The sequence below is a fragment of the Pseudomonas sp. BYT-1 genome (assembly GCF_023611805.1).
In the GTDB taxonomy this organism is placed as follows: Bacteria; Pseudomonadota; Gammaproteobacteria; order Pseudomonadales; family Pseudomonadaceae; genus Aquipseudomonas; species Aquipseudomonas guariconensis.
Window position 1 is genome coordinate 859,045 of sequence record NZ_CP072559.1, and the last position, 18,034, is coordinate 877,078.

Here is an 18,034-nt window from a genome sequence, read left to right on the forward strand (position 1 = left end):
CCATGATGACCGGCATCGGTGTGGTGGTAATCGGGCGCAACGAGGGCTCGCGGCTGGAGCGCTGCCTGGCGTCGCTGGCCGGTGCGGCGGATCAGGTGGTGTATGTCGACTCAGGCTCCACCGACGGGTCTGTGCAGATGGCGCAGGCGCGGGGTATCGAGGTGCTGGCCCTGGACATGACGCAGCCCTTCACTGCCGCGCGTGCGCGCAACGAAGGCTTTGCCTGTTTGCATCGCTTGATGCCTTCGGTGCGTTACGTGCAGTTCGTCGATGGCGATTGCGAAGTGGTCGCCGGCTGGCTGCCCGCGGCGCAGGCCTTTCTCGACCAGCACCCTGAGGTCGCCGTGGTCTGTGGTCGGCGCCGCGAGCGATACCCCACACGTTCGATCTACAACCAGTTGTGCGACCTGGAGTGGGACACCCCGGTCGGCCAGGCCAAGGCCTGTGGCGGCGATGCGCTCATGCGCGCCGATGCCTTCGTCCAAGTGAATGGCTACCGCGCTGACTTGATCGCCGGCGAGGAGCCGGAGTTGTGCGTGCGCCTGCGCGCCCAGGGCTGGAAGGTCTGGCGTCTGGACGCCGAAATGACCCTGCACGACGCGGCCATGACCCGCTTCAGCCAATGGTGGCGGCGCAGCCTGCGCGGCGGCTATGCCTTTGCCGAAGGCGCGTTCCTGCATGGCGCGGCACCCGAGCGCCATTGGCTGCGTGAGTCGCGCCGAGCCTGGGTGTGGGGGCTGGGGATTCCCTTGGCGACCCTGCTGGCCTGCACGTTGTTCGGTTGGGGCGGGCTGTTGCTGTTGCTCGTCTACCCGCTGCAGGTGCTTCGGCTGATGCGCCGGGGGCGCGGGTCGTTGCAGCAGAACGGGTTGCAGGCGGGGTTTCTGGTGTTGGGCAAGTTTCCCGAAATGTGTGGGCAGGTGAAGTTCTTGCTGAAAAGGTTCGGTGTCGGCAAATCCGTGTTGATCGAATACAAGTGAGATGTCCATGACATATCGGTCACTGGTCAAAAGCGTGTTCACCTTGCACCCCGGTTACTCGCTGCGGGCGCTGCACAACAAGCTCCGTCTGGTACGGCACATGGCGCGGGAATGGTCCGGCCTCAATGCGTTCCAGCGGCGTCTGTCGCTTGCCTTGGGCGACAGTGGCCGGGAGCGACTGGGCATCGATTGCATCGGCCTGGTCCAGTGGCCGTACATCAGCAAGGACTGGCCGGCGTCGATGCGCTTCGATGCGCTGGCCTCGCACTACGAAGTGGTCAGCAGCCGGTGCCCGAGCCTGCTGCTGCTGGGGCGCGAAGAGCGGCTGCTGCTCGATGACCTGTCGCGCTATTCACCGGCATGCTCTTTGGTGCTTGATCGGGCGTTCTGGTTCATGCGCGAAGGGGAGTTGGTGCTGAACCTGTTCCAACATGATCTGCGGGTCGCGTCGCTGGCCTTCAGCCTGGGCCTGGAGGACGGCGAGCTGTGCGTGTTCATCGGCGCAGTGCAGGGCATTCACAAAGGCATCGACAGCGAAACGTCACTGTCGATCTATCGGACGCTGACCAAGGATTTCGAAGGGCTGCGCCCGCGCAGCCTGTTGATTGAGGTGCTCCGCCACCTGGCCACGCGCCTGGGCGTCACGCGGCTCTACGCCGTGGGAGATAGCTACCGGCATCATCGCCATGCCTACTTCGGTGCGCAAAAGGCCCAGGAGTTGCCGACCAACTACGATGTCATCTGGCAAGAGCACGGTGCGCTGCCTTCGCAGCGCCAGGACTTCTACGTCATGCCGATCGACGAGGCCCGGCGCAGCCTGGACGACGTCGCGCCCAAGAAGCGCGCGATGTACCGCCGCCGTCATGACCTGCTGGACGATGTATTCGCCCAGGTGGACGCCACGTTGCGTTTGCAAGGTAAACAATCGGTGAGCGTGAAGGAGGCAGGCTACCCTGAGTCAGGAGTGCACCCATAATCAATCGAACACGCATTCAGTCGGGTCCCTATGCGCATTACGTATTTCGTCAATCAGTACCCGAAGGTCAGCCATAGCTTCATACGCCGTGAAATCCTGGCGCTGGAGCGTCAGGGCTTCATCATCCAGCGCATGGCCTTGCGGGGTTGGGATGCGCAATTGCTGGATGCCGACGACATGGCCGAGCGGGATCAGACCCAGTACGTCCTGCAAGGCGGCCTCAGAGGGCTGATCAAGCCCTTGCTACAGGTGCTGCGGGCCGACCCGCGACGGTTTTTTACCGCATTCTGGCTGGCCTTGCGCCTGGGCTGGCGCGCCGACCGGCCATTGCCTTACCACGTGGTCTACCTGGCTGAAGCCTGCTGGGTGCTGCAGCGATTGCGGGCATTTGGCAGCGAGCATGTGCATGCGCACTTTGGCACCAACTCCACCGAAGTGGTGATGCTGGCCAATGCCCTTGGCGGGCCGGCGTACAGCTTTACCGTGCACGGGCCGGAAGAGTTCGACAAACCCCAGTTTCTCCACTTGGGCGAGAAGGTCCGGCGCGCCGCGTTCGTCGCGGCGATCAGCTCCTACGGGCGCAGCCAGTTGTTCCGTTGGGTCGCCCATGGGCATTGGGCCAAGGTGAAGGTGGTGCATTGCGGCCTGGAGCGGATGTTCCACGACGTGCCGGCAGTACCGGCTCCGGCGGTACCACGGCTGGTGTGCGTGGGGCGGCTGTGCGAACAGAAAGGGCAACTGCTGTTGCTCGAGGCGGCGCGGCGCCTGGCCGAGCGCGGTGTGGCCTGCGAATTGGTGCTGGCGGGCGATGGCGAGATGCGGGCGGATATCGAGGCGCTGATCGCCCGGCACGGCCTGCAGGCCCAGGTGCGCATCACCGGCTGGATCAGCAGCGCGCAGGTGCGTGCCGAGATCCTGGCGGCGCGCGCCCTGGTGCTGCCGAGTTTCGCTGAGGGTCTGCCGGTGGTGATCATGGAGGCCATGGCCCTGCGCCGACCTGTCTTAACGACCTATGTGGCGGGCATCCCCGAGCTGGTCCGCCAGGGTGAGAACGGCTGGTTGTTCAGCGCCGGGGCCGTGGAGGAACTGGCGCAGGCCATGGCCGACTGCCTGGCGCAACCGGTGGAGGTGCTTCAGCGTATGGGGGAGGCGGCGTATGCGCGGGTGCTTGAGCGCCATGACATCGACACCGAGGCCGGTAAGCTGGCCGCACTGTTCAGGGCTCCGGCATGACAGGGCTCGCGGCGGCGATACTGGGCGCGCTGGCGTTGCTCGTGCTGTTGCCGACGCTGGTGTTGTTCATCGAGGTGCTGATGGCCTGCCTGCCGGCACGGCTGCCGCCTGCGGCCCGCGTGCCGCGTCCGCGTTTGGCGGTGCTGGTGCCGGCCCATGATGAGGCCTCGATCATCATCGCCACGCTGGACAGCATCCGTGCGCAGCTGTGCGAGGGTGATCGACTGCTGGTGGTGGCGGACAACTGCACCGATGACACCGCAGCGCTTGCGCGGGCAGCAGGTGCCGAGGTGGTCGAGCGCTTCGATGCACAGGCGCGGGGCAAGGGTTATGCGCTGGACTTTGGAGTGCGCTACCTGGGTTTCGACCCACCGCCGGTGATCGTCGTGGTCGATGCCGATTGCCAGCTGGGCGAGGGCGCGCTCACGCGCCTTGCTACCTGCTGCATCGACAGCGGGCGTCCGGTTCAGGCGTTGTACCTGATGCAGGCGCCTGAGGGCGCAGGACTCAAGACCCGCGTGGCCGAGTTCGCCTGGCGCGTGAAGAACCTGGTGCGTCCACGCGGCTGGGCGCGGCTGGGCCTGCCTTGTCAGTTGATGGGCGCTGGCATGGCGTTCACCTGGCGTGACCTGGCCTCGCTGGAGCTTGCCAGTGGCCATTTGGTCGAGGACCTGAAGATGGGCCTGGACCTGTGCCGCATCGGCAAGGCGCCGTTGTTCTGTCCCGATGCCAGGGTCACCAGCTGGTTTCCCGTCAGCAACGAAGGGCTGGGGGCGCAACGCCGACGTTGGGAGCACGGGCACCTGGGCGTCTTGCTCAAGGATGCGCCACGGTTGTTGATCGAAAGCCTCGCCCGTCGCAATGGTGCGTTGTTGGCCCTGGCGCTGGACCTGATGGTGCCACCGCTGGCCTTGCTGGTGTTGGCCTTGGCCGGGGTTTTCTGCCTTTCGTGGTTGGCCTGGTTGCTGCTGGATGTCAGCACCGCGCCGTGGCTGGCGAGCTGCGCAGTGGTATTGCTGGGCATCGCCGTCCTGCTGGCCTGGTACCGGTTCTGCCGAGGGCTGATCGCATTTTCAGTGCTGCTCTACGCGCCGCTCTACGCGGCGAAGAAAATCCCTATCTACCTGGGGTTCCTGGTCAAACGCCAGGTGGACTGGGTGCGCTCCAAACGGGATGGCAACTGATGCCTATGTCGATCTGGCAAGGCCACTGGAGCACCATCGTCGACAAGCTGCGGGTGGTGGAAGACGCAGAGGATGAGCAGCGCTTGCTGGCCCAGTTATCCACACCTGGGGCGCGGCGGGTGCTGGGTTTCGTCAACGCCCATGCCATGAACTTGGTGACCCGCGACCGCGCTTACCTCCAGGCGCTGGCTTCGGCGGACGTGCTGTTGCGCGACGGTTCGGGCATGGCGATCCTGTTGCGCCGGCTGGGGTTGGCGCCTGGCCTGAACATGAACGGCACCGACTTCATTCCCAAGTTGCTGATGGCCTTCAGCGGGCGGCGTGTGGCGTTCTGGGGCACCGAAGCGCCTTATCTGGAAAACGCAGCGCGCAGCAGCGAAGCCCGCTTCGGGGTTCAGGTGACGTCTGTTCACCATGGTTTCGATCAGATCGATACCTACCTGGCCCTGGCGCACCGGCAGCGGCCGGAGCTGATCGTGCTGGGCATGGGCATGCCCAAGCAGGAGGCGGTCGCTGCCCGGCTGGCGCAAAGCGGCGTGCCCTGCGTGGTGGTGTGCGGCGGGGCGATCCTGGATTTTCTCGGCGACAAGGTGACGCGTGCGCCTCGGTGGATGCGGCGCCTGGGCTGCGAGTGGTTGTTCCGACTGCTGCGTGAGCCCAGGCGGCTGTTCAGCCGGTATGTGCTCGGCAATCCATTGTTCCTCTGGCGCACGTTGAGCTATGCGCGAGCGCGTGGTCACTGACAGGGAGTGGTGTCTGCTTCGCGGGTAAACCTGCGAAGGGGGCGACGCGCCTCTGCAACGGCCCAAAAGGGTAAATCCCCGGCGCGGTTCCAAAGTACTGCTACAGTGATATCAAACGCACCCATGTGCCGAGGACCCTCGGCAAACGGGTCGCACTATCGCCCTGGGGAGCAGTCCGCGCATTAGCGTGTGATTCAGGTGATCGATAGTCACGGGGACGATCTCCTACGTCATTGACCAGGCGGCACTCGCTGAGTGCGCGTCGGGTCTTTGTCTTTTCAGGATGAATGCGGTTGTTCTTGGCTTGGTAGGAAAGCGTGTGGTTTCTCGGCATCAGTGAGGACGAGCAATGGTTTTCGAACCCAGAAGTAACCGTTCCCTACTCCAGCGCAGACGCAGCATCAGCAACGCCATCCAGGCCGGGCTCGACGGCATCGCGGTGACCGGAGTCGCCTGGTACCTGATCTACCTGCACGTCGGTTACATCACCCCCGACTACGTCATCATGCTGCTGTTGCTGATCGGCGCCCTGGCGGTGGTCTATGACCACTACGCCATCTACCGCAGCAACGTGGGCCTGTCGATCAAGGCGTTCAAGCTGTTCAAGGCCTGGACGGTGACGTTCTGCTTTCTCGTGGCCATGGCTTTTCTCACCAAACAGAGCGAGCAGTATTCGCGCCTGCTGGTGGGCGAGCTGTTCGTCATCGGCTATTTCATCCAGTTGCTGCTGCATTTTCTGGTACGTGAAATCCAGGTGAAATTCCTGACGCTGCCCTACAGCCAGGAGAACGCCTTGATCATCGGCTCCGGTGAACTGGCGACCTTCCTGCACAAGAAGATCAGCAACAACCCCTGGCTGGGCGAGAAGATCGTCGGCTGCGTGCACATCGGTGAGACGGAGCTGCAAGTAGGGGCGCAGGAGGGAGAGGGTGGCCCGGTGATCCTGGGCGATATTTCCCAGCTGGATGACATCGTGGTACGTCATGGCATCAAGACCGTCTACCTGGTCACGCCGCTGGAAGGCTCGCAACTGATCCGCGATGTGTACCTGCGGTTGCTGGACAAGTGCGTTTCGGTCAACTGGATTCCCGACATCTTCTCGCTGCGGCTGATCAACCATAGCGTGCGCGAAATTGCCGGTATCCCTGTGCTCACGCTTTCCGAAACGCCACTCACCGGCACCAGCCTGTTCCTCAAGAACCTCGAAGACAAACTGCTGGCCGCATTGATTGTGCTGTGTGCCGCACCGGTCCTGCTCATCATCGCTGTGGCCATCAAGCTCGACAGCCCGGGGCCAGTGTTCTTCCGCCAGGAGCGCATGGGCTGGAGCGGCGAGACCTTCCGCATCTGGAAATTCAGAAGCATGTTCGTGCACCAGCCCGAAACCGGGGTGCTCCAACAGGCGCAGAAGAACGACCCGCGCATGACCCGGGTCGGGGCGTTCATTCGCCGCACCAGCCTCGACGAGTTACCGCAGCTGTTCAATGTATTGATGGGCGAGATGTCCCTGGTGGGGCCACGTCCGCACGCCATCCAGCACGACACTCAGTATTCCAGGGACATTGCCGACTATTTCGCGCGCAACAACATCAAGCCCGGCATGACAGGGTTGGCGCAGGTGCGCGGTTACCGGGGAGAGACCAAGGATCTGGGACAGATGATCCAGCGGGTCGACTCGGACATCGAATACATCAACAACTGGTCGGTGTGGCTGGATTTCATCATTCTCGTGCGCACGCTTTCGGCGTTCACCGGCAAGCAGGCGTACTAGCGCGTCAGACGTGTCTGGATTATCGGCATCGGGTTCAGGTGCGCGTAGCGGCTGCGCAAGGTCTCGATCAAGGACGGGCTTGGTACCCGGGAGCAATGCAAGTACACCTTGGACAACCCGCCAAAGCCCATTTCTCGGTAGCGGCTGGCGATCTCTTCATCGCTCGGCCCCTCGGGCACACCCAGGTGCAAGGTCAGCCGGCCATCCTCCACCGCGAACAGCGGCGTACTCCAGAGGAACCATTCCGAGCCGGTGCGGGGGAGCCTGACAAAGAAGTGGGCATGGTTGCCTAAGGTATCGACGTCGCCGCCGCGGCGTCTTTTCCATTCCAGCAGCCCATCGTCGGGGCGGGCCAGGCAGCAGCCAATGTCGTAGTAGTCGAAGCCGTTTTCCAGCGCCCACTCCAACGCCATGAAGGTGGTAATCGAGTTGACCTCGCGCAGCTGCTTGGCATCGGCGAAAACCGACTCGGGGTAGCCGAAGCGAATGGTGCTCCAGTAGCGCTTACCGGCACGGGTGATGACGCAGCCCAGGTGGCAGGCCACCACTTCATCGTCGCGCAGGATCAGGTCCAGCCGGCCTGCGGACTTGGCGAGCCTGAAGACCTCGGCAGTGGCAATCTGCGAGGCGGACGCCCCATGGCGAGCCTTGGCGTAGGGTTGCAGCATCGTCGTGTCGGCATGGGCGATCTCTTCGTCGGTGACTGCCGGGCGCATGTGATAGCGCGGCCGGTGCTTGCGCAGGCTGCGCCGCAACTCACTGTTGTAGGTGGCGACGATGCTGTCCAGAGAGCGCCCCAATGGCACCACGGCGCTCAAAAAATGCGGCACCTGCAGGGCTCCGGGCACCGGCACTTCGCTGGCCAGTACCACGGCATCGCTGGTCGCGCTGGCCGGCGTGGTCGCCCCCATCAGTAACTTGGCCAGGTCGCGGTGGGCTTTGCGGCCCAAGTAAACCACCTCGTGGCTGCTCTGTTGGTCGGGCTTGAAGCGGCTGCGCTCCCAGCGCCACAGGCAGGCGCGGCTGGCCAGGTCCTTGAGCCTGGCGGACGTGGCCCTGATTTCGAAGCGGACCGACGGCGAAATGCACTGCCTGGCCAGTAGGGCGAGCTGTTCTTTCATCGCGGTGCTGGCGCTCCTTCAAGGGGCATGTGCATACCTAGAACGAGTAAAGATGTGAAACGGCCAGCTCGCAAGGCAGGGCCACAGTGTTCACCCAATGGAACGCTGAGGTCTGATTTGAGTATCTAGCGACTGTCCACTCGTCGGACTAACGTTGTGTCTATTGTTTTTTCAGAAGGGGCGCCGACCGCCGAATCGAGCCGACTGACGGTCGCTTGGCATGGCCGGTGTTGCCTACGCTGATAGTCCCGCACATGAATTGCGGGCAGGCGGCAACTGGATTGCGTACGTCTAAAAATCCCACCGAAGAAAGGAGCATTACCATGGCTTTCCAATACAAGCGTCTGGACAAGAACGACGCCGCTGTCTTGCTGGTCGATCACCAGACGGGTCTGCTCTCCCTGGTGCGTGATATCGAACCGGACCGCTTCAAGAACAACGTGCTGGCCCTCTCGGACTTGGCCAAGTACTTCAAGCTGCCGACCATCCTCACCACAAGCTTCGAAAACGGCCCCAATGGCCCGCTGGTGCCTGAGCTCAAGGCGCAGTTCCCAGATGCGCCCTATATCGCCCGCCCCGGCAACATCAACGCCTGGGACAACGAAGACTTCGTCAAGGCGGTGAAGGCCACCGGTAAGAAGCAACTGATCATCGCCGGTGTGGTGACCGAGGTGTGCGTGGCCTTCCCGGCGCTGTCGGCCCTGGAAGAGGGCTTCGATGTGTTCGTGGTCACCGATGCCTCCGGGACCTTCAACGAACTGACCCGTGATTCTGCCTGGCGCCGCATGGAGGCGGCCGGTGCGCAGTTGATGACCTGGTTCGGCGTGGCCTGTGAGCTGCACCGCGACTGGCGCAACGACATCGAAGGCCTGGGCACACTGTTCTCCAACCACATCCCGGACTACCGTAACTTGATGACCAGCTTCAGCACGCTGACGAAGTAATCCGGCGTGGGAGCTTTGCCTTAGGGGCTCATGCGCCTGGGGCAGGGTTCCCCGTCCGTATCCAGAGGTACCGGATGGGTCCACTGATCGGCTATTTCAAACTGGCCCTCAATCCCGGGCGTGGGGTGTTGCTCTTCACCTTACGCACCATCGTCGCAGGCCTGCTGTGTCTGTATCTGGCGTTCATCTTCGATCTGGAACAGCCCAAGTGGGCGCTGATGACCGTGATCATCATCAGCCTGCCCTTGGCCGGCATGACCCTCAAGCGCAGCTTCGCGCAGGTGATCGGCACGGCGGCGGGCGCGGCGGTGGCGGTGGTGCTGATGGCGCTGTTCCCCCAGGCACCGATGCCCTTCATCGTTTGCCTGGCCTTGTGGCTAGCATTCTGCACGGCAGGGGGCACGCTGCTGCGCTATACCGACTCCCATGCCTTCGTCCTCAGTGGTTTCACCGCCGTGGTGGTGGCGATGCTGGCGGTGCCCGAACCGGACGGCATCCTGCTGCTGGCCATCACGCGCCTGACCGAAACCCTGCTGGCAGTGGCCTGTGTAGCCGTGGTCAGCCTGCTGACAGCGCGTCCGCAGGCGGTCGCCCAAGGTTACTTCGCCCAGGTCGACAGCCTGGTCAAGCTGATCGCTCGGCATGCCGCCGAGGTCATCAGGACCGAGGAAGACGAAGCCGCTTTCAACCAGCGCCAAGCCCAGCTGATCGCCCAGGTCAGCGCGCTGGAAGGCCTGCGCCGACATCTTTATTTCGATGCCCCGCACCTGCGCAACGCCGATGGCCTGGTGCAACTGCTGGCCAACCAGCTGGTGCTGCTGGTGTCGCGCCTACTGGTGTTGCGACAGCAACGTGAGCTGATCAAGCAGCACTGGCAAGGGCCGCTGCCGGCCGACATCCAACTGTTGCGCAACGATGAGCTGGACAGCCTAGATGCCCTGGCCAATGAGGGTGTGGCCTTATCGGCGCAGCGTCGCCAGGCCATACACCACCTGAACCAGCGCTTCGAGCAGGCCGCCGACCGTGCGGAATTTCTCAGCGAACCATTGCCACCGCGTCTGCGTTCACTGGCCTGGGCCCTGCGTTGGGAGCAGGCGCGTCTGTTGCAACAACTGAACGAGCTGATCGAGCTGAACGAGGCGATCCAGCAGGGCAGGGCTGCCAGCTGCCCCCATGCCCAAGGGCGGGTCAGTGCCCTGCACCTGGATTTTCGCCTGGCCGGCATGAACGCCGCGCGGGCCTTTCTGGCGTTGTTCCTGGCAGGGTGGCTGTGGATCGAGACCGCTTGGGACGGCGCCCGCTCTGGAGTGATCCTGATCGGCGTCATGTGCTCGCTGATGGCCACTTTGCCTCGACCGCTGCTGGCCAGTCAGAACTACAACCGCGGATTGCTGGTGGCGCTGGTACTCTCAGCGGTCTATCAGTTCGGCCTGCTGCCGATCTTCACCGATTTCGAAATGCTCGCCCTGTGCCTGACACCCTTGCTCTATCTGGCCGCCGTCGGTCTGGCCAACCCCATGACCGCCGGGATCGGCATGGGCATCGGCCTGGTGGGCCTGCTGATGATCGGCCCGCAGAACGTCGGGGCTTACCACAACAGCGCCATCCAATGGTTCGAGTTCGCCGGGGCCTACCTGGCCGGGGGGCTGCTGGCGATGGTGGTGTTTGCCCTGGTCTTCCCGTTCAACCCGCAAAGGCGCATGGCCCGCCTGTTTCGCCTGAGCCGGGAAGATGTGTACCAACACGTGACTGCCCCCTCCAGCCTGGTGCGCCAGTTCGATTTCGAGAGCCGCATGCTCGACCGGCTCTCGGCCATGATCGGCCTGCTGCCGGCCACCAGCGATGCGCGTTCGCGGGAGCTGTTCGAGTGCAATCTGGTGTGCCCGGCATTGGCTATCGTCCTGGCCAAGGCACAGGCCCAGTGCGTCACCAGCGAGACCTTGCCGGAAGGCGTAAAGGCGCGATTGCGCCTAGGGTTGCAAGAGATGGCGGACTTCATCGGTGCGCGTCGTCAGGTGGACCTGGACGCACTGCTGCACGAGCTCGAAGCGCTTGGCGAAACCCTGGACGCCTTGCATCAGGTGCATTTCGAGGCGGGCCGGGAGGCGCTGCGTCAGTTGTTCATCCTGCGGGTCGCCTTGGCGATCGCCGGCCAGTTGCTCCAGCGCTACCGCCAGGTACTGGCGCCGACCACGCAGCCTGAAGAGGAGGGCGCCTATGCCCATTGATTTCGAGTTCGGCGGTGTCTACCTGCCGCCGATCGCCCAGGCGTTGTTGCTGGGCTTGCCGTTGTTTCTGCTTGCCGACGCCTTGCTGCGTCGAGTTGGGGTGCTGGCGTTGGTGTGGCATCCCGCCTTGTTCCAGGGTGCTCTGTATGCCGCGATCTGCGCGGCCCTGGTGTTATCGATGGGAGTGAGTGTCTAACAATGCCTGCCTTGAAACCTGTATTTTCCAAGGCACTGACCTTGGCCGTGCTGGCCCTTGCCCTGGTGCTGGGCTGGTTTGCCTGGGACTACTACACCCGTGCGCCCTGGACCCGCGACGCCCGGGTGAGGGCGGACGTGGTGACCCTGTCGGCCGAGGTGGCCGGTCGCATCATCGAACTGCCGATCCATGACAACCAGTTCGTCAAGCAAGGCGAGCTGCTGCTGCAGATCGACCCCGCCCGTTATGAGCTTGCGGTACTGCATGCCGAGCGCGCGGTCGAGGTCGCTCGCGCCGCACTGGGGCAGTCCAAGGCATCGATCGTGGCCAACGAAGCCCTGCTCAAGCAACGGCGCAGCGAAGAGCAACGCCGGCGTAGGCTTCAGTCTTTGTCGGCGATTTCCGCGGAAGAGTGGGAGAAGTCCGGCACGGACGTGGCCGTGGCCCAGGCCGATCTTCTACGCGAGCAGTCCAACCTGGGGTTGGCCCAGGCCAACGTGCAGCTCGCCGAGGCCACATTGAAGCAGGCCCGCCTGGACCTGGAGCGCACACGGGTCACCGCCCCGGTCAGCGGCTATGTAACCAACCTGTTGACCCGCCAGGGGGATTTCGCCCAATCCGGCACGCCGCTGTTGGCGCTGGTCGACAGCAGCTCGTTCCACGTCAGTGGCTATTTCGAAGAAACCAAGCTGCCGAAGATCAAGGTGGGCAGCCATGCGCGCATCGCCTTGATGAGCGGCGAGGTGCTGGAGGGCACGGTGGAAAGCATCGCCTACGCCATCACCGATCGCGAGAACCAGCCGGGCAACCGCCTGCTGGCCAACGTCAATCCGAGCTATACCTGGGTCAAGCTTGCCCAGCGGATCCCGGTGCGCCTGCGTCTGGAGCGCAGCGCCGACGCACCGCCGCTGCGCGCTGGGACCACGGCGACGGTCACCATCGTGGATTGAGTTGGGTGAGTCTGTCGCATGTTCGATCTGAATGATTTGTACCTGTACACCAAGGTGGTGGAGCACGGTGGCTTCGCCCCCGCCGGCCGTGTCCTCGGCTTGCCCAAGTCGCGCCTTAGCCGTCGTGTGGCCCTGCTGGAAGAGCGCCTGGGCGTGCGCCTTATCCAGCGCTCCACCCGCCAGTTCGCCGTCACCGAGGTGGGCCTGGAGTACTACCATCACTGTGTATCGATGATGGACCGGGCGTATGCCGCCGAAGACGCGATCGAGCGCAGCCGTGCGGTGCCCAGCGGTATTATCCGCCTGGCCTGCAGCACCTCGCTGCTGGACTCGCGCCTGGCGCCGATGCTGGCGCGCTTCATGGCCGAATGCCCAGTGGTGGAGTTGCTGGTCAAAAGCTACAACCGGCGTGTCGATGTCATTGGCGAGGGCTTCGACCTGGTCCTGAGCGTGCGCCATCGGCCACTGGAGAGCAGCGAGCTGGTGATGCGCAAGTTGGCCGATAGTCGTCAATGCCTGGTAGTCGCCCCCAGGCTGCTGATCGGACATGAGCAACCGCTGCGCCCCTCGGACCTGTTCGAACTGCCGAGCCTGGGCTGGGGCGCCAATGTACAGGAGTACACCTGGGACCTGGACGGGCCGGACGGCGCCGTGGCGTCGATTCGCTACCGGCCCCGCCTGGTGTCGGACGATGTCGCGGTGCTGCGCCAGGGTGCGTTGGCAGGTGTCGGTGTGGTGTTGCTCCCCGAGGAACTGGTGCGCGCCGACCTGGCAGCCGGGCGCCTGGTGCCTGCCTTGGAAGACTGGACCCCACGCAAGGGCGAGATCGTTGCGCTGTTCCCGTCACGACGCGGGGTGATGCCTGCGGTGCGCAAGCTGATCGACTTTTTGGTGGCGGCGTTCGAGCGAGAGGCTGAAGTCCAGATGCGACAAACCCTTTGAAACGGGGAGGTCACGAGGTGGGAGGCCAGGGAGCTGCAAGGCTCGGTGTCCGCTTCGTAGAGAGCGGATCATAAAGCCGTGCGCTTGAGTATTTCTTTTATGGCATCCAGCGCTTTGGGCCTTCGCGGGATGGATTTATACAGTAAAACGAGTTGGCGTATGTAGTCATCGGAGTCTGAGACGGGCGTGGCGAACACCTCCCCACTTTTCAAACCTGCCCATGCGGGAACGAGCGATACGCCCATCCCTTTCTCTACCATGATGTAAATGGCGTCAAGCGCATCGAGGTTGCACAGTAGATCAGGGCTTAGATCGTTGTCATGCAAGTATTGCAGGGCTATCTGCCCGCCCCAGGCATTTGAATCGTATCGAATCAACGGGTGGGTGAGAATGGTCGTATTTATATTGCTCTGCTCAATGGGTTCCTTTGTCAACAGCATTAAAGGTTCATGCCGCAGCGTTTGCATCTTGATGGATTTCGGTACGGAAAACGGGGGGCAGACCATAAGCCCGGCATCGAGTTCACCTGTTACCACCTGCTCATACAGCGCGCGCGAGTCGCCAGGTGTGATTCTAAGCCTCAGGTGCGGTGCCGTTATCGTTAATTGGTGCATTAATTCTGGAAGCAGGCCTGTCAACGCAGTTGAAATAGCGCCTAACTTGAAATCACCTGTAAGCCCATTGCTGTCGAATCCATCCCTGAGTTCCGTAGCGCACTGAATTAAGTTGCGCATTTTCGGCAACAATGCCAGGCATTGTTCAGAGGGATCAACTGAGTGGGATCCACGGTTCAATAGTTCACAGCAGAGCGATTTCTCAAGCGCTTGAATACGCTGGCTGATGGCAGGTGCAGTAAGGTTTTCTCGGCGGGCGGCTGCCGCGATGGAACCTGTTTCAATAACCGCGACCAAACTTTCGAGAAATCGAATATCCAAAACAATTCCTTTCGGTCAGAGATGGAAAATCACGCTCCAGAACAAGCGAAAGGATAGGGTAGGCTGCACGAAATTCCCACCCAAACAAGAGGGCGTTTCCGTGACCGCATTTTTCCATGCCTCCTATCATGTAACAAACCTTGAAGAGTCTCGTAAGTTTTACGGCGAGGTGCTGGGCTGTAAAGAAGGCCGCTCCAGCGAGACGTACATCGATTACGACTTATTCGGTCATCAAATTTCCCTTCACGAAGGCACGCCATTTCCGACCACGCGCACCGGCAAGGTCGGCGAGCACATGGTGCTGATGCCGCACATCGGCCTGGTGCTTCAGTTGGATGATTGGATGGCGATGGCAGAGCGCCTGCAAGCCCATGGGGTGAAGTTCGATATTCCCCCCGTTGTGCGCTTCCCGGGTCAGCCGGGTGAGCAGCGGACAATGTTCTTCCTCGATCCAAGTGGCAACCCAATCGAGATAAAAGGTTTCAAGGACTTCAAAGAAGTCTTTGCTGTTTGAAGGCGTGCTTTTATCCAAGCAGCACGCTTTGTCGATCACGCTGTTTATCATGAGCACCAACGCATGAGTGCGAATACCGGATGCTTGAGTGTGCGCGGCGTTTACCAGCCAGTTGACAGTCCAAATTATAATAATGGGAGGACGTATGGCGAAGGCGAGTCTGGTCACAAGAATCATCGTGGGTCTAGTGTTGGGCATTATAGTGGGTGCCCTGTTAAATATTTATCCAGATTACAAAGTATGGGTGAGTAGTCAGGTCCTGCAGCCAGCCGGTGATATTTTCATCAAGATGATGAAAATGATCGTGGCGCCACTGGTCTTTGCCTGCATGGTCAGTGCCGTTGCCGGTAATGGCGACAGCAAGGCAATCGGGCGGGTGGGGGCCAAAACCATGTTCTACTTCTTCGTCGTCACGGGTATCGCCATTGTTTGTGGTTTGATCATAGGTAATGTGGCCCAGCCAGGTACCGGCGCAAACTTGAGCACCCTTTCGGCTGCCCAGTCACTGACGTTGCCCTCTTCTTCGGAGGGTGGCGATGTCGGAAGTGTGATTCTTGGTGTCATTCCGGATAACATCGTGAATGCAATGGCGCAGGGTAACTTGCTACCCATCTTGTTCTTTTCGATCCTGTTCGGTTTTGGTGTGAATGCGCTTGATGCGGATAAGAAGCGACCGCTGATCGCTGTGTTCAACGCCTTTTCCGGAGCGATGTTCAAAGTCACGCACATCGTCATGCACTATTCTCCGATCGGCATTTTCGGTCTCATTGGCGTGACGGTGTCTAACTTCGGACTTTCTGCGCTGTTGCCGTTGGGTAAATTGATTCTTGTCACTTACGCCGCTGTCCTGCTGTTCGGACTGGTCGTACTTGGCGGAATAGCCAAAGCGGTTGGCATTAACATCTTCGACCTGATCACGTTCATCAAGGATGAACTGATTTTGGCATTCAGTACCGCCACTTCGGCTACCGTGATGCCACAGCTCATCGAGAAGGTGGAGGCTTACGGCGCGCCGAGGTCCATTGCTTCCTTGGTGATTCCTACTGGGTACTCGTTCAATCTGGATGGCGCATCGCTCTTCGTGGGCATTGGTACGCTTTTCATCGCCCAACTGTATGAAATCCCATTGAGCCTCGCTGACCAGGCGGTGCTGGTGCTCATCATGGTTTTGACGTCCAAAGGCGCGGCGGGTGTGCCAGGGGCGATGTTCGTCATCCTCACCGCCACGCTGACCAGTGCCGGGCTTCCCGTGGAGGGCATCGCTTTCATCGCCGGTGTCTACAGGCTCATGGACATGCCGATCACCGCGTTGAATGTGCTGGGCAACGCCTTGGCGCCCTTGGTGATCTCCAAGTGGGAAAACCAATTTCGAATAGCACCTAGCCAACAGCCTGACGCAGTTGCGGGTGAGCGCCCTATGAACGCGTTGGCAAGCGAAGGGGGGGGCTGAACCGGACACTCGTGGGCAATAAAAAACCCCTTGAATCGGCTGTATTCAAGGGGTTTTGATGTCCATCAGGAGCTCGTGCGATCTCGACTCCCGATTAGACGTTGAAGCGGAAGTGCATCACGTCACCGTCCTTGACGATGTAGTCCTTGCCTTCCAGACGCCATTTACCGGCTTCCTTGGCGCCGCCTTCACCCTTGTACTGGATGAAGTCGTCATAGGCCACGACTTCGGCGCGGATGAAGCCTTTCTCGAAGTCGGTGTGGATCACGGCGGCGGCTTGCGGCGCGGTGGCACCGACACGCACGGTCCAGGCGCGGACTTCTTTCACACCCGCGGTGAAGTAGGTCTGCAGATTGAGCAGGGCGTAGCCGGCGCGGATCACGCGGTTCAGGCCAGGCTCTTCCAGGCCCAGGGCCTCGAGGAACATGTCCTTCTCCTCGCCTTCTTCCAGCTCGGCGATCTCCGCTTCGATCTTGTTGCACACTGGCACCACGACCGCGCCTTCTTCCTCGGCGATGGCCTTGACCACGTCCAGGTGCGGGTTGTTCTCGAAGCCGTCCTCGGCCACGTTGGCGATGTACATCACCGGCTTGCTGGTCAGCAGGTGGAAGCCGCGGATCACGGCCTTCTCCTCGACGCTCATGTTCTTCATCAGGCTGCGCGCAGGCTTGCCATCGGTGAAGTGGGCAATGAGCTTTTCCAGCAGGGCTTTCTGGGCCAGGGCTTCCTTGTCACCGCCCTTGGCGTTGCGCGCGACCTTCTGCAGTTGCTTCTCGCAGCTGTCCAGGTCGGCGAAGATCAGTTCCAGGTCGATGATCTCGATGTCACGCTTGGGGTCGACGCTGTTGGAGACGTGGATCACGTTCTCGTCTTCGAAGCAGCGCACCACATGGGCGATGGCGTCGGTCTCGCGGATGTTGGCGAGGAACTTGTTGCCCAGGCCTTCGCCCTTCGAGGCACCGGCGACGAGACCTGCGATGTCGACGAATTCCATGGTGGTCGGAATCACACGCTCAGGCTTGACGATCTCGGCCAGGGCGTCGAGGCGTGCATCGGGCATCGGCACGATGCCGCTGTTCGGCTCGATGGTGCAGAAGGGGAAGTTCTCCGCCGCGATACCAGACTTGGTCAGGGCGTTGAACAGGGTGGACTTGCCGACGTTGGGCAGGCCGACGATGCCGCAATTGAAACCCATGGGAATTCCCCTCTCTAGGAAATCAGGCCTTCTGGCTGTGCAGTTCGCGCATCGCCTTGGCGAAATCGCCTGCGAGCACGTCCGGCATCACGCCGAGGGCAAAATCGATGCTGGCGTCGAGCTTCTCCTGCTCGGCGCGCGGTGCGCGGCCCAGGACGAAGTTGGAGACCAGTTTGGCGTCACCTGGGTGGCCGATGCCGAGCCGCAGGCGATGGAAGTCGTTCTGGTTGCCGAGCTGCGCGATGATGTCGCGCAGGCCGTTGTGCCCACCATGGCCGCCGCCTTTCTTGAGCTTGGCGACGCCCGGGGGCAGGTCGAGTTCGTCATGCGCCACCAGGATGGCCGCCGGTGGAATCCGGAAGAAATTGGCCAGTGCCGCGACGGACTGGCCGCTGCGGTTCATGTAGGTGGTGGGAATGAGCAGACGAACGTCTTGGCCCTGATGGCTGAACTTAGCCGTCAGGCCGAAATACTTGCGGTCAGCGGTCAGCGATACACGCTGGGCGCTGGCGAGGCGTTCAACGAAAAGAGCCCCTGCGTTATGCCGGGTCTGTTCGTATTCGGGGCCGGGGTTACCCAGGCCGACGATCAACTGGATGGCGGTCACGTCAGGGGCTCTTCCTTGGAGTTGGTGGGTTACGGTGCGCGCGGCACTGTAACCCGATCAACGCC

17 protein-coding genes are annotated in these 18,034 nt (G+C 61.9%); 13 read left to right on the forward strand and 4 right to left on the reverse strand.

Features of this window, described 5'->3' with window-relative positions; genetic code table 11:
- Positions 1-2 precede the first annotated feature (2 nt).
- The 6 genes from J5X93_RS03880 to J5X93_RS03905 all read left to right on the forward strand — a co-directional run bounded on the left by J5X93_RS03880 (position 3) and on the right by J5X93_RS03905 (position 6,887).
- Positions 3-980, forward strand: coding sequence for a glycosyltransferase family 2 protein (locus tag J5X93_RS03880; RefSeq protein WP_043208532.1), 978 nt, complete (start codon positions 3-5; stop codon positions 978-980).
- Positions 981-987: 7 nt separating this feature from the next.
- Positions 988-1,956 (forward strand): DUF535 family protein, encoded by a 969-nt coding sequence (locus J5X93_RS03885; RefSeq protein ID WP_090345323.1) that lies wholly within the window; start codon positions 988-990, stop codon positions 1,954-1,956.
- A 30-nt stretch (positions 1,957-1,986) separates the two neighbouring features.
- The gene (locus J5X93_RS03890) at positions 1,987-3,189 is read left to right on the forward strand and encodes a glycosyltransferase family 4 protein (RefSeq protein WP_090345195.1); all 1,203 of its coding nucleotides are present in this window, start codon (positions 1,987-1,989) and stop codon (positions 3,187-3,189) included.
- Complete coding sequence (locus tag J5X93_RS03895; RefSeq protein ID WP_090345197.1) at positions 3,186-4,373, forward strand: glycosyltransferase family 2 protein; 1,188 nt, start codon at positions 3,186-3,188, stop codon at positions 4,371-4,373. Before J5X93_RS03890 ends, J5X93_RS03895 begins: the two co-directional genes overlap by 4 nt.
- A gap of 5 nt (positions 4,374-4,378) precedes the next feature.
- Positions 4,379-5,116 (forward strand): WecB/TagA/CpsF family glycosyltransferase, encoded by a 738-nt coding sequence (locus tag J5X93_RS03900; RefSeq protein WP_043214923.1) that lies wholly within the window; start codon positions 4,379-4,381, stop codon positions 5,114-5,116.
- Between the two features lie 349 nt (positions 5,117-5,465).
- A complete protein-coding gene (locus J5X93_RS03905) occupies positions 5,466-6,887 on the forward strand; it encodes an undecaprenyl-phosphate glucose phosphotransferase (protein WP_043214886.1) in 1,422 nt (473 codons plus the stop codon).
- Here the strand turns inward: J5X93_RS03905 and J5X93_RS03910 are convergent.
- Positions 6,884-8,008 (reverse strand): GNAT family N-acetyltransferase, encoded by a 1,125-nt coding sequence (locus J5X93_RS03910; protein WP_090345199.1) that lies wholly within the window; start codon positions 8,006-8,008, stop codon positions 6,884-6,886. The two genes, J5X93_RS03905 and J5X93_RS03910, sit on opposite strands and share 4 nt — an antisense overlap.
- A gap of 323 nt (positions 8,009-8,331) precedes the next feature.
- On the opposite strand from J5X93_RS03910, the gene ycaC reads away from it, so the two are divergent.
- The 5 genes from ycaC (at position 8,332) to J5X93_RS03935 (ending at position 13,268) form a co-directional block, all read left to right on the forward strand.
- Complete coding sequence (gene ycaC, locus J5X93_RS03915; RefSeq protein WP_043214892.1) at positions 8,332-8,952, forward strand: isochorismate family cysteine hydrolase YcaC; 621 nt, start codon at positions 8,332-8,334, stop codon at positions 8,950-8,952.
- Between the two features lie 74 nt (positions 8,953-9,026).
- Positions 9,027-11,180 carry an FUSC family protein gene (locus tag J5X93_RS03920; RefSeq protein ID WP_250034451.1) on the forward strand — a complete coding sequence of 718 codons (2,154 nt, stop codon included), beginning with the start codon at positions 9,027-9,029 and terminating at the stop codon, positions 11,178-11,180.
- Complete coding sequence (locus J5X93_RS03925; protein WP_043214896.1) at positions 11,170-11,376, forward strand: DUF1656 domain-containing protein; 207 nt, start codon at positions 11,170-11,172, stop codon at positions 11,374-11,376. The genes J5X93_RS03920 and J5X93_RS03925 overlap by 11 nt, the downstream gene beginning before the upstream one ends.
- Before the next feature lie 2 nt (positions 11,377-11,378).
- Complete coding sequence (locus J5X93_RS03930; RefSeq protein WP_377734709.1) at positions 11,379-12,326, forward strand: HlyD family secretion protein; 948 nt, start codon at positions 11,379-11,381, stop codon at positions 12,324-12,326.
- Positions 12,327-12,344: 18 nt separating this feature from the next.
- The gene (locus J5X93_RS03935; RefSeq protein ID WP_250034453.1) at positions 12,345-13,268 is read left to right on the forward strand and encodes a LysR substrate-binding domain-containing protein; all 924 of its coding nucleotides are present in this window, start codon (positions 12,345-12,347) and stop codon (positions 13,266-13,268) included.
- A 68-nt stretch (positions 13,269-13,336) separates the two neighbouring features.
- Here J5X93_RS03935 and J5X93_RS03940 read toward each other — a convergent pair whose 3' ends face one another.
- Positions 13,337-14,203 (reverse strand): LysR family transcriptional regulator, encoded by an 867-nt coding sequence (locus J5X93_RS03940; protein ID WP_043214901.1) that lies wholly within the window; start codon positions 14,201-14,203, stop codon positions 13,337-13,339.
- A gap of 100 nt (positions 14,204-14,303) precedes the next feature.
- On the opposite strand from J5X93_RS03940, the gene J5X93_RS03945 reads away from it, so the two are divergent.
- Positions 14,304-14,717, forward strand: coding sequence for a VOC family protein (locus J5X93_RS03945; protein WP_043214904.1), 414 nt, complete (start codon positions 14,304-14,306; stop codon positions 14,715-14,717).
- 145 nt (positions 14,718-14,862) lie between these two features.
- Positions 14,863-16,167, forward strand: a complete 1,305-nt coding sequence (locus J5X93_RS03950; RefSeq protein ID WP_043214906.1) for a cation:dicarboxylate symporter family transporter — start codon at positions 14,863-14,865, stop codon at positions 16,165-16,167.
- Positions 16,168-16,261: 94 nt separating this feature from the next.
- Here the strand turns inward: J5X93_RS03950 and ychF are convergent, their stop codons facing one another.
- Positions 16,262-17,362: a redox-regulated ATPase YchF gene (gene ychF, locus J5X93_RS03955; RefSeq protein WP_043214908.1), complete on the reverse strand. Its 1,101-nt coding sequence runs from the start codon at positions 17,360-17,362 to the stop codon at positions 16,262-16,264.
- Positions 17,363-17,384: 22 nt separating this feature from the next.
- Positions 17,385-17,969: an aminoacyl-tRNA hydrolase gene (pth, locus tag J5X93_RS03960; protein WP_043214910.1), complete on the reverse strand. Its 585-nt coding sequence runs from the start codon at positions 17,967-17,969 to the stop codon at positions 17,385-17,387.
- Between the last annotated feature and the right edge of the window lie 65 nt (positions 17,970-18,034).

Bases quoted from the DNA above. Each gene is read 5' to 3' on its own strand.
- J5X93_RS03880 (WP_043208532.1), top strand. From the start codon at position 3: ATGATGACCGGCATCGGTGTGGTGGTAATCGGGCGCAACGAGGGCTCG.
- J5X93_RS03885 (WP_090345323.1), top strand. From the start codon at position 988: ATGACATATCGGTCACTGGTCAAAAGCGTGTTCACCTTGCACCCCGGT.
- J5X93_RS03890 (WP_090345195.1), top strand. From the start codon at position 1,987: ATGCGCATTACGTATTTCGTCAATCAGTACCCGAAGGTCAGCCATAGC.
- J5X93_RS03895 (WP_090345197.1), top strand. From the start codon at position 3,186: ATGACAGGGCTCGCGGCGGCGATACTGGGCGCGCTGGCGTTGCTCGTG.
- J5X93_RS03900 (WP_043214923.1), top strand. From the start codon at position 4,379: ATGTCGATCTGGCAAGGCCACTGGAGCACCATCGTCGACAAGCTGCGG.
- J5X93_RS03905 (WP_043214886.1), top strand. From the start codon at position 5,466: ATGGTTTTCGAACCCAGAAGTAACCGTTCCCTACTCCAGCGCAGACGC.
- J5X93_RS03910 (WP_090345199.1), bottom strand. From the start codon at position 8,008: ATGAAAGAACAGCTCGCCCTACTGGCCAGGCAGTGCATTTCGCCGTCG.
- ycaC (WP_043214892.1), top strand. From the start codon at position 8,332: ATGGCTTTCCAATACAAGCGTCTGGACAAGAACGACGCCGCTGTCTTG.
- J5X93_RS03920 (WP_250034451.1), top strand. From the start codon at position 9,027: ATGGGTCCACTGATCGGCTATTTCAAACTGGCCCTCAATCCCGGGCGT.
- J5X93_RS03925 (WP_043214896.1), top strand. From the start codon at position 11,170: ATGCCCATTGATTTCGAGTTCGGCGGTGTCTACCTGCCGCCGATCGCC.
- J5X93_RS03930 (WP_377734709.1), top strand. From the start codon at position 11,379: ATGCCTGCCTTGAAACCTGTATTTTCCAAGGCACTGACCTTGGCCGTG.
- J5X93_RS03935 (WP_250034453.1), top strand. From the start codon at position 12,345: ATGTTCGATCTGAATGATTTGTACCTGTACACCAAGGTGGTGGAGCAC.
- J5X93_RS03950 (WP_043214906.1), top strand. From the start codon at position 14,863: ATGGCGAAGGCGAGTCTGGTCACAAGAATCATCGTGGGTCTAGTGTTG.
- ychF (WP_043214908.1), bottom strand. From the start codon at position 17,362: ATGGGTTTCAATTGCGGCATCGTCGGCCTGCCCAACGTCGGCAAGTCC.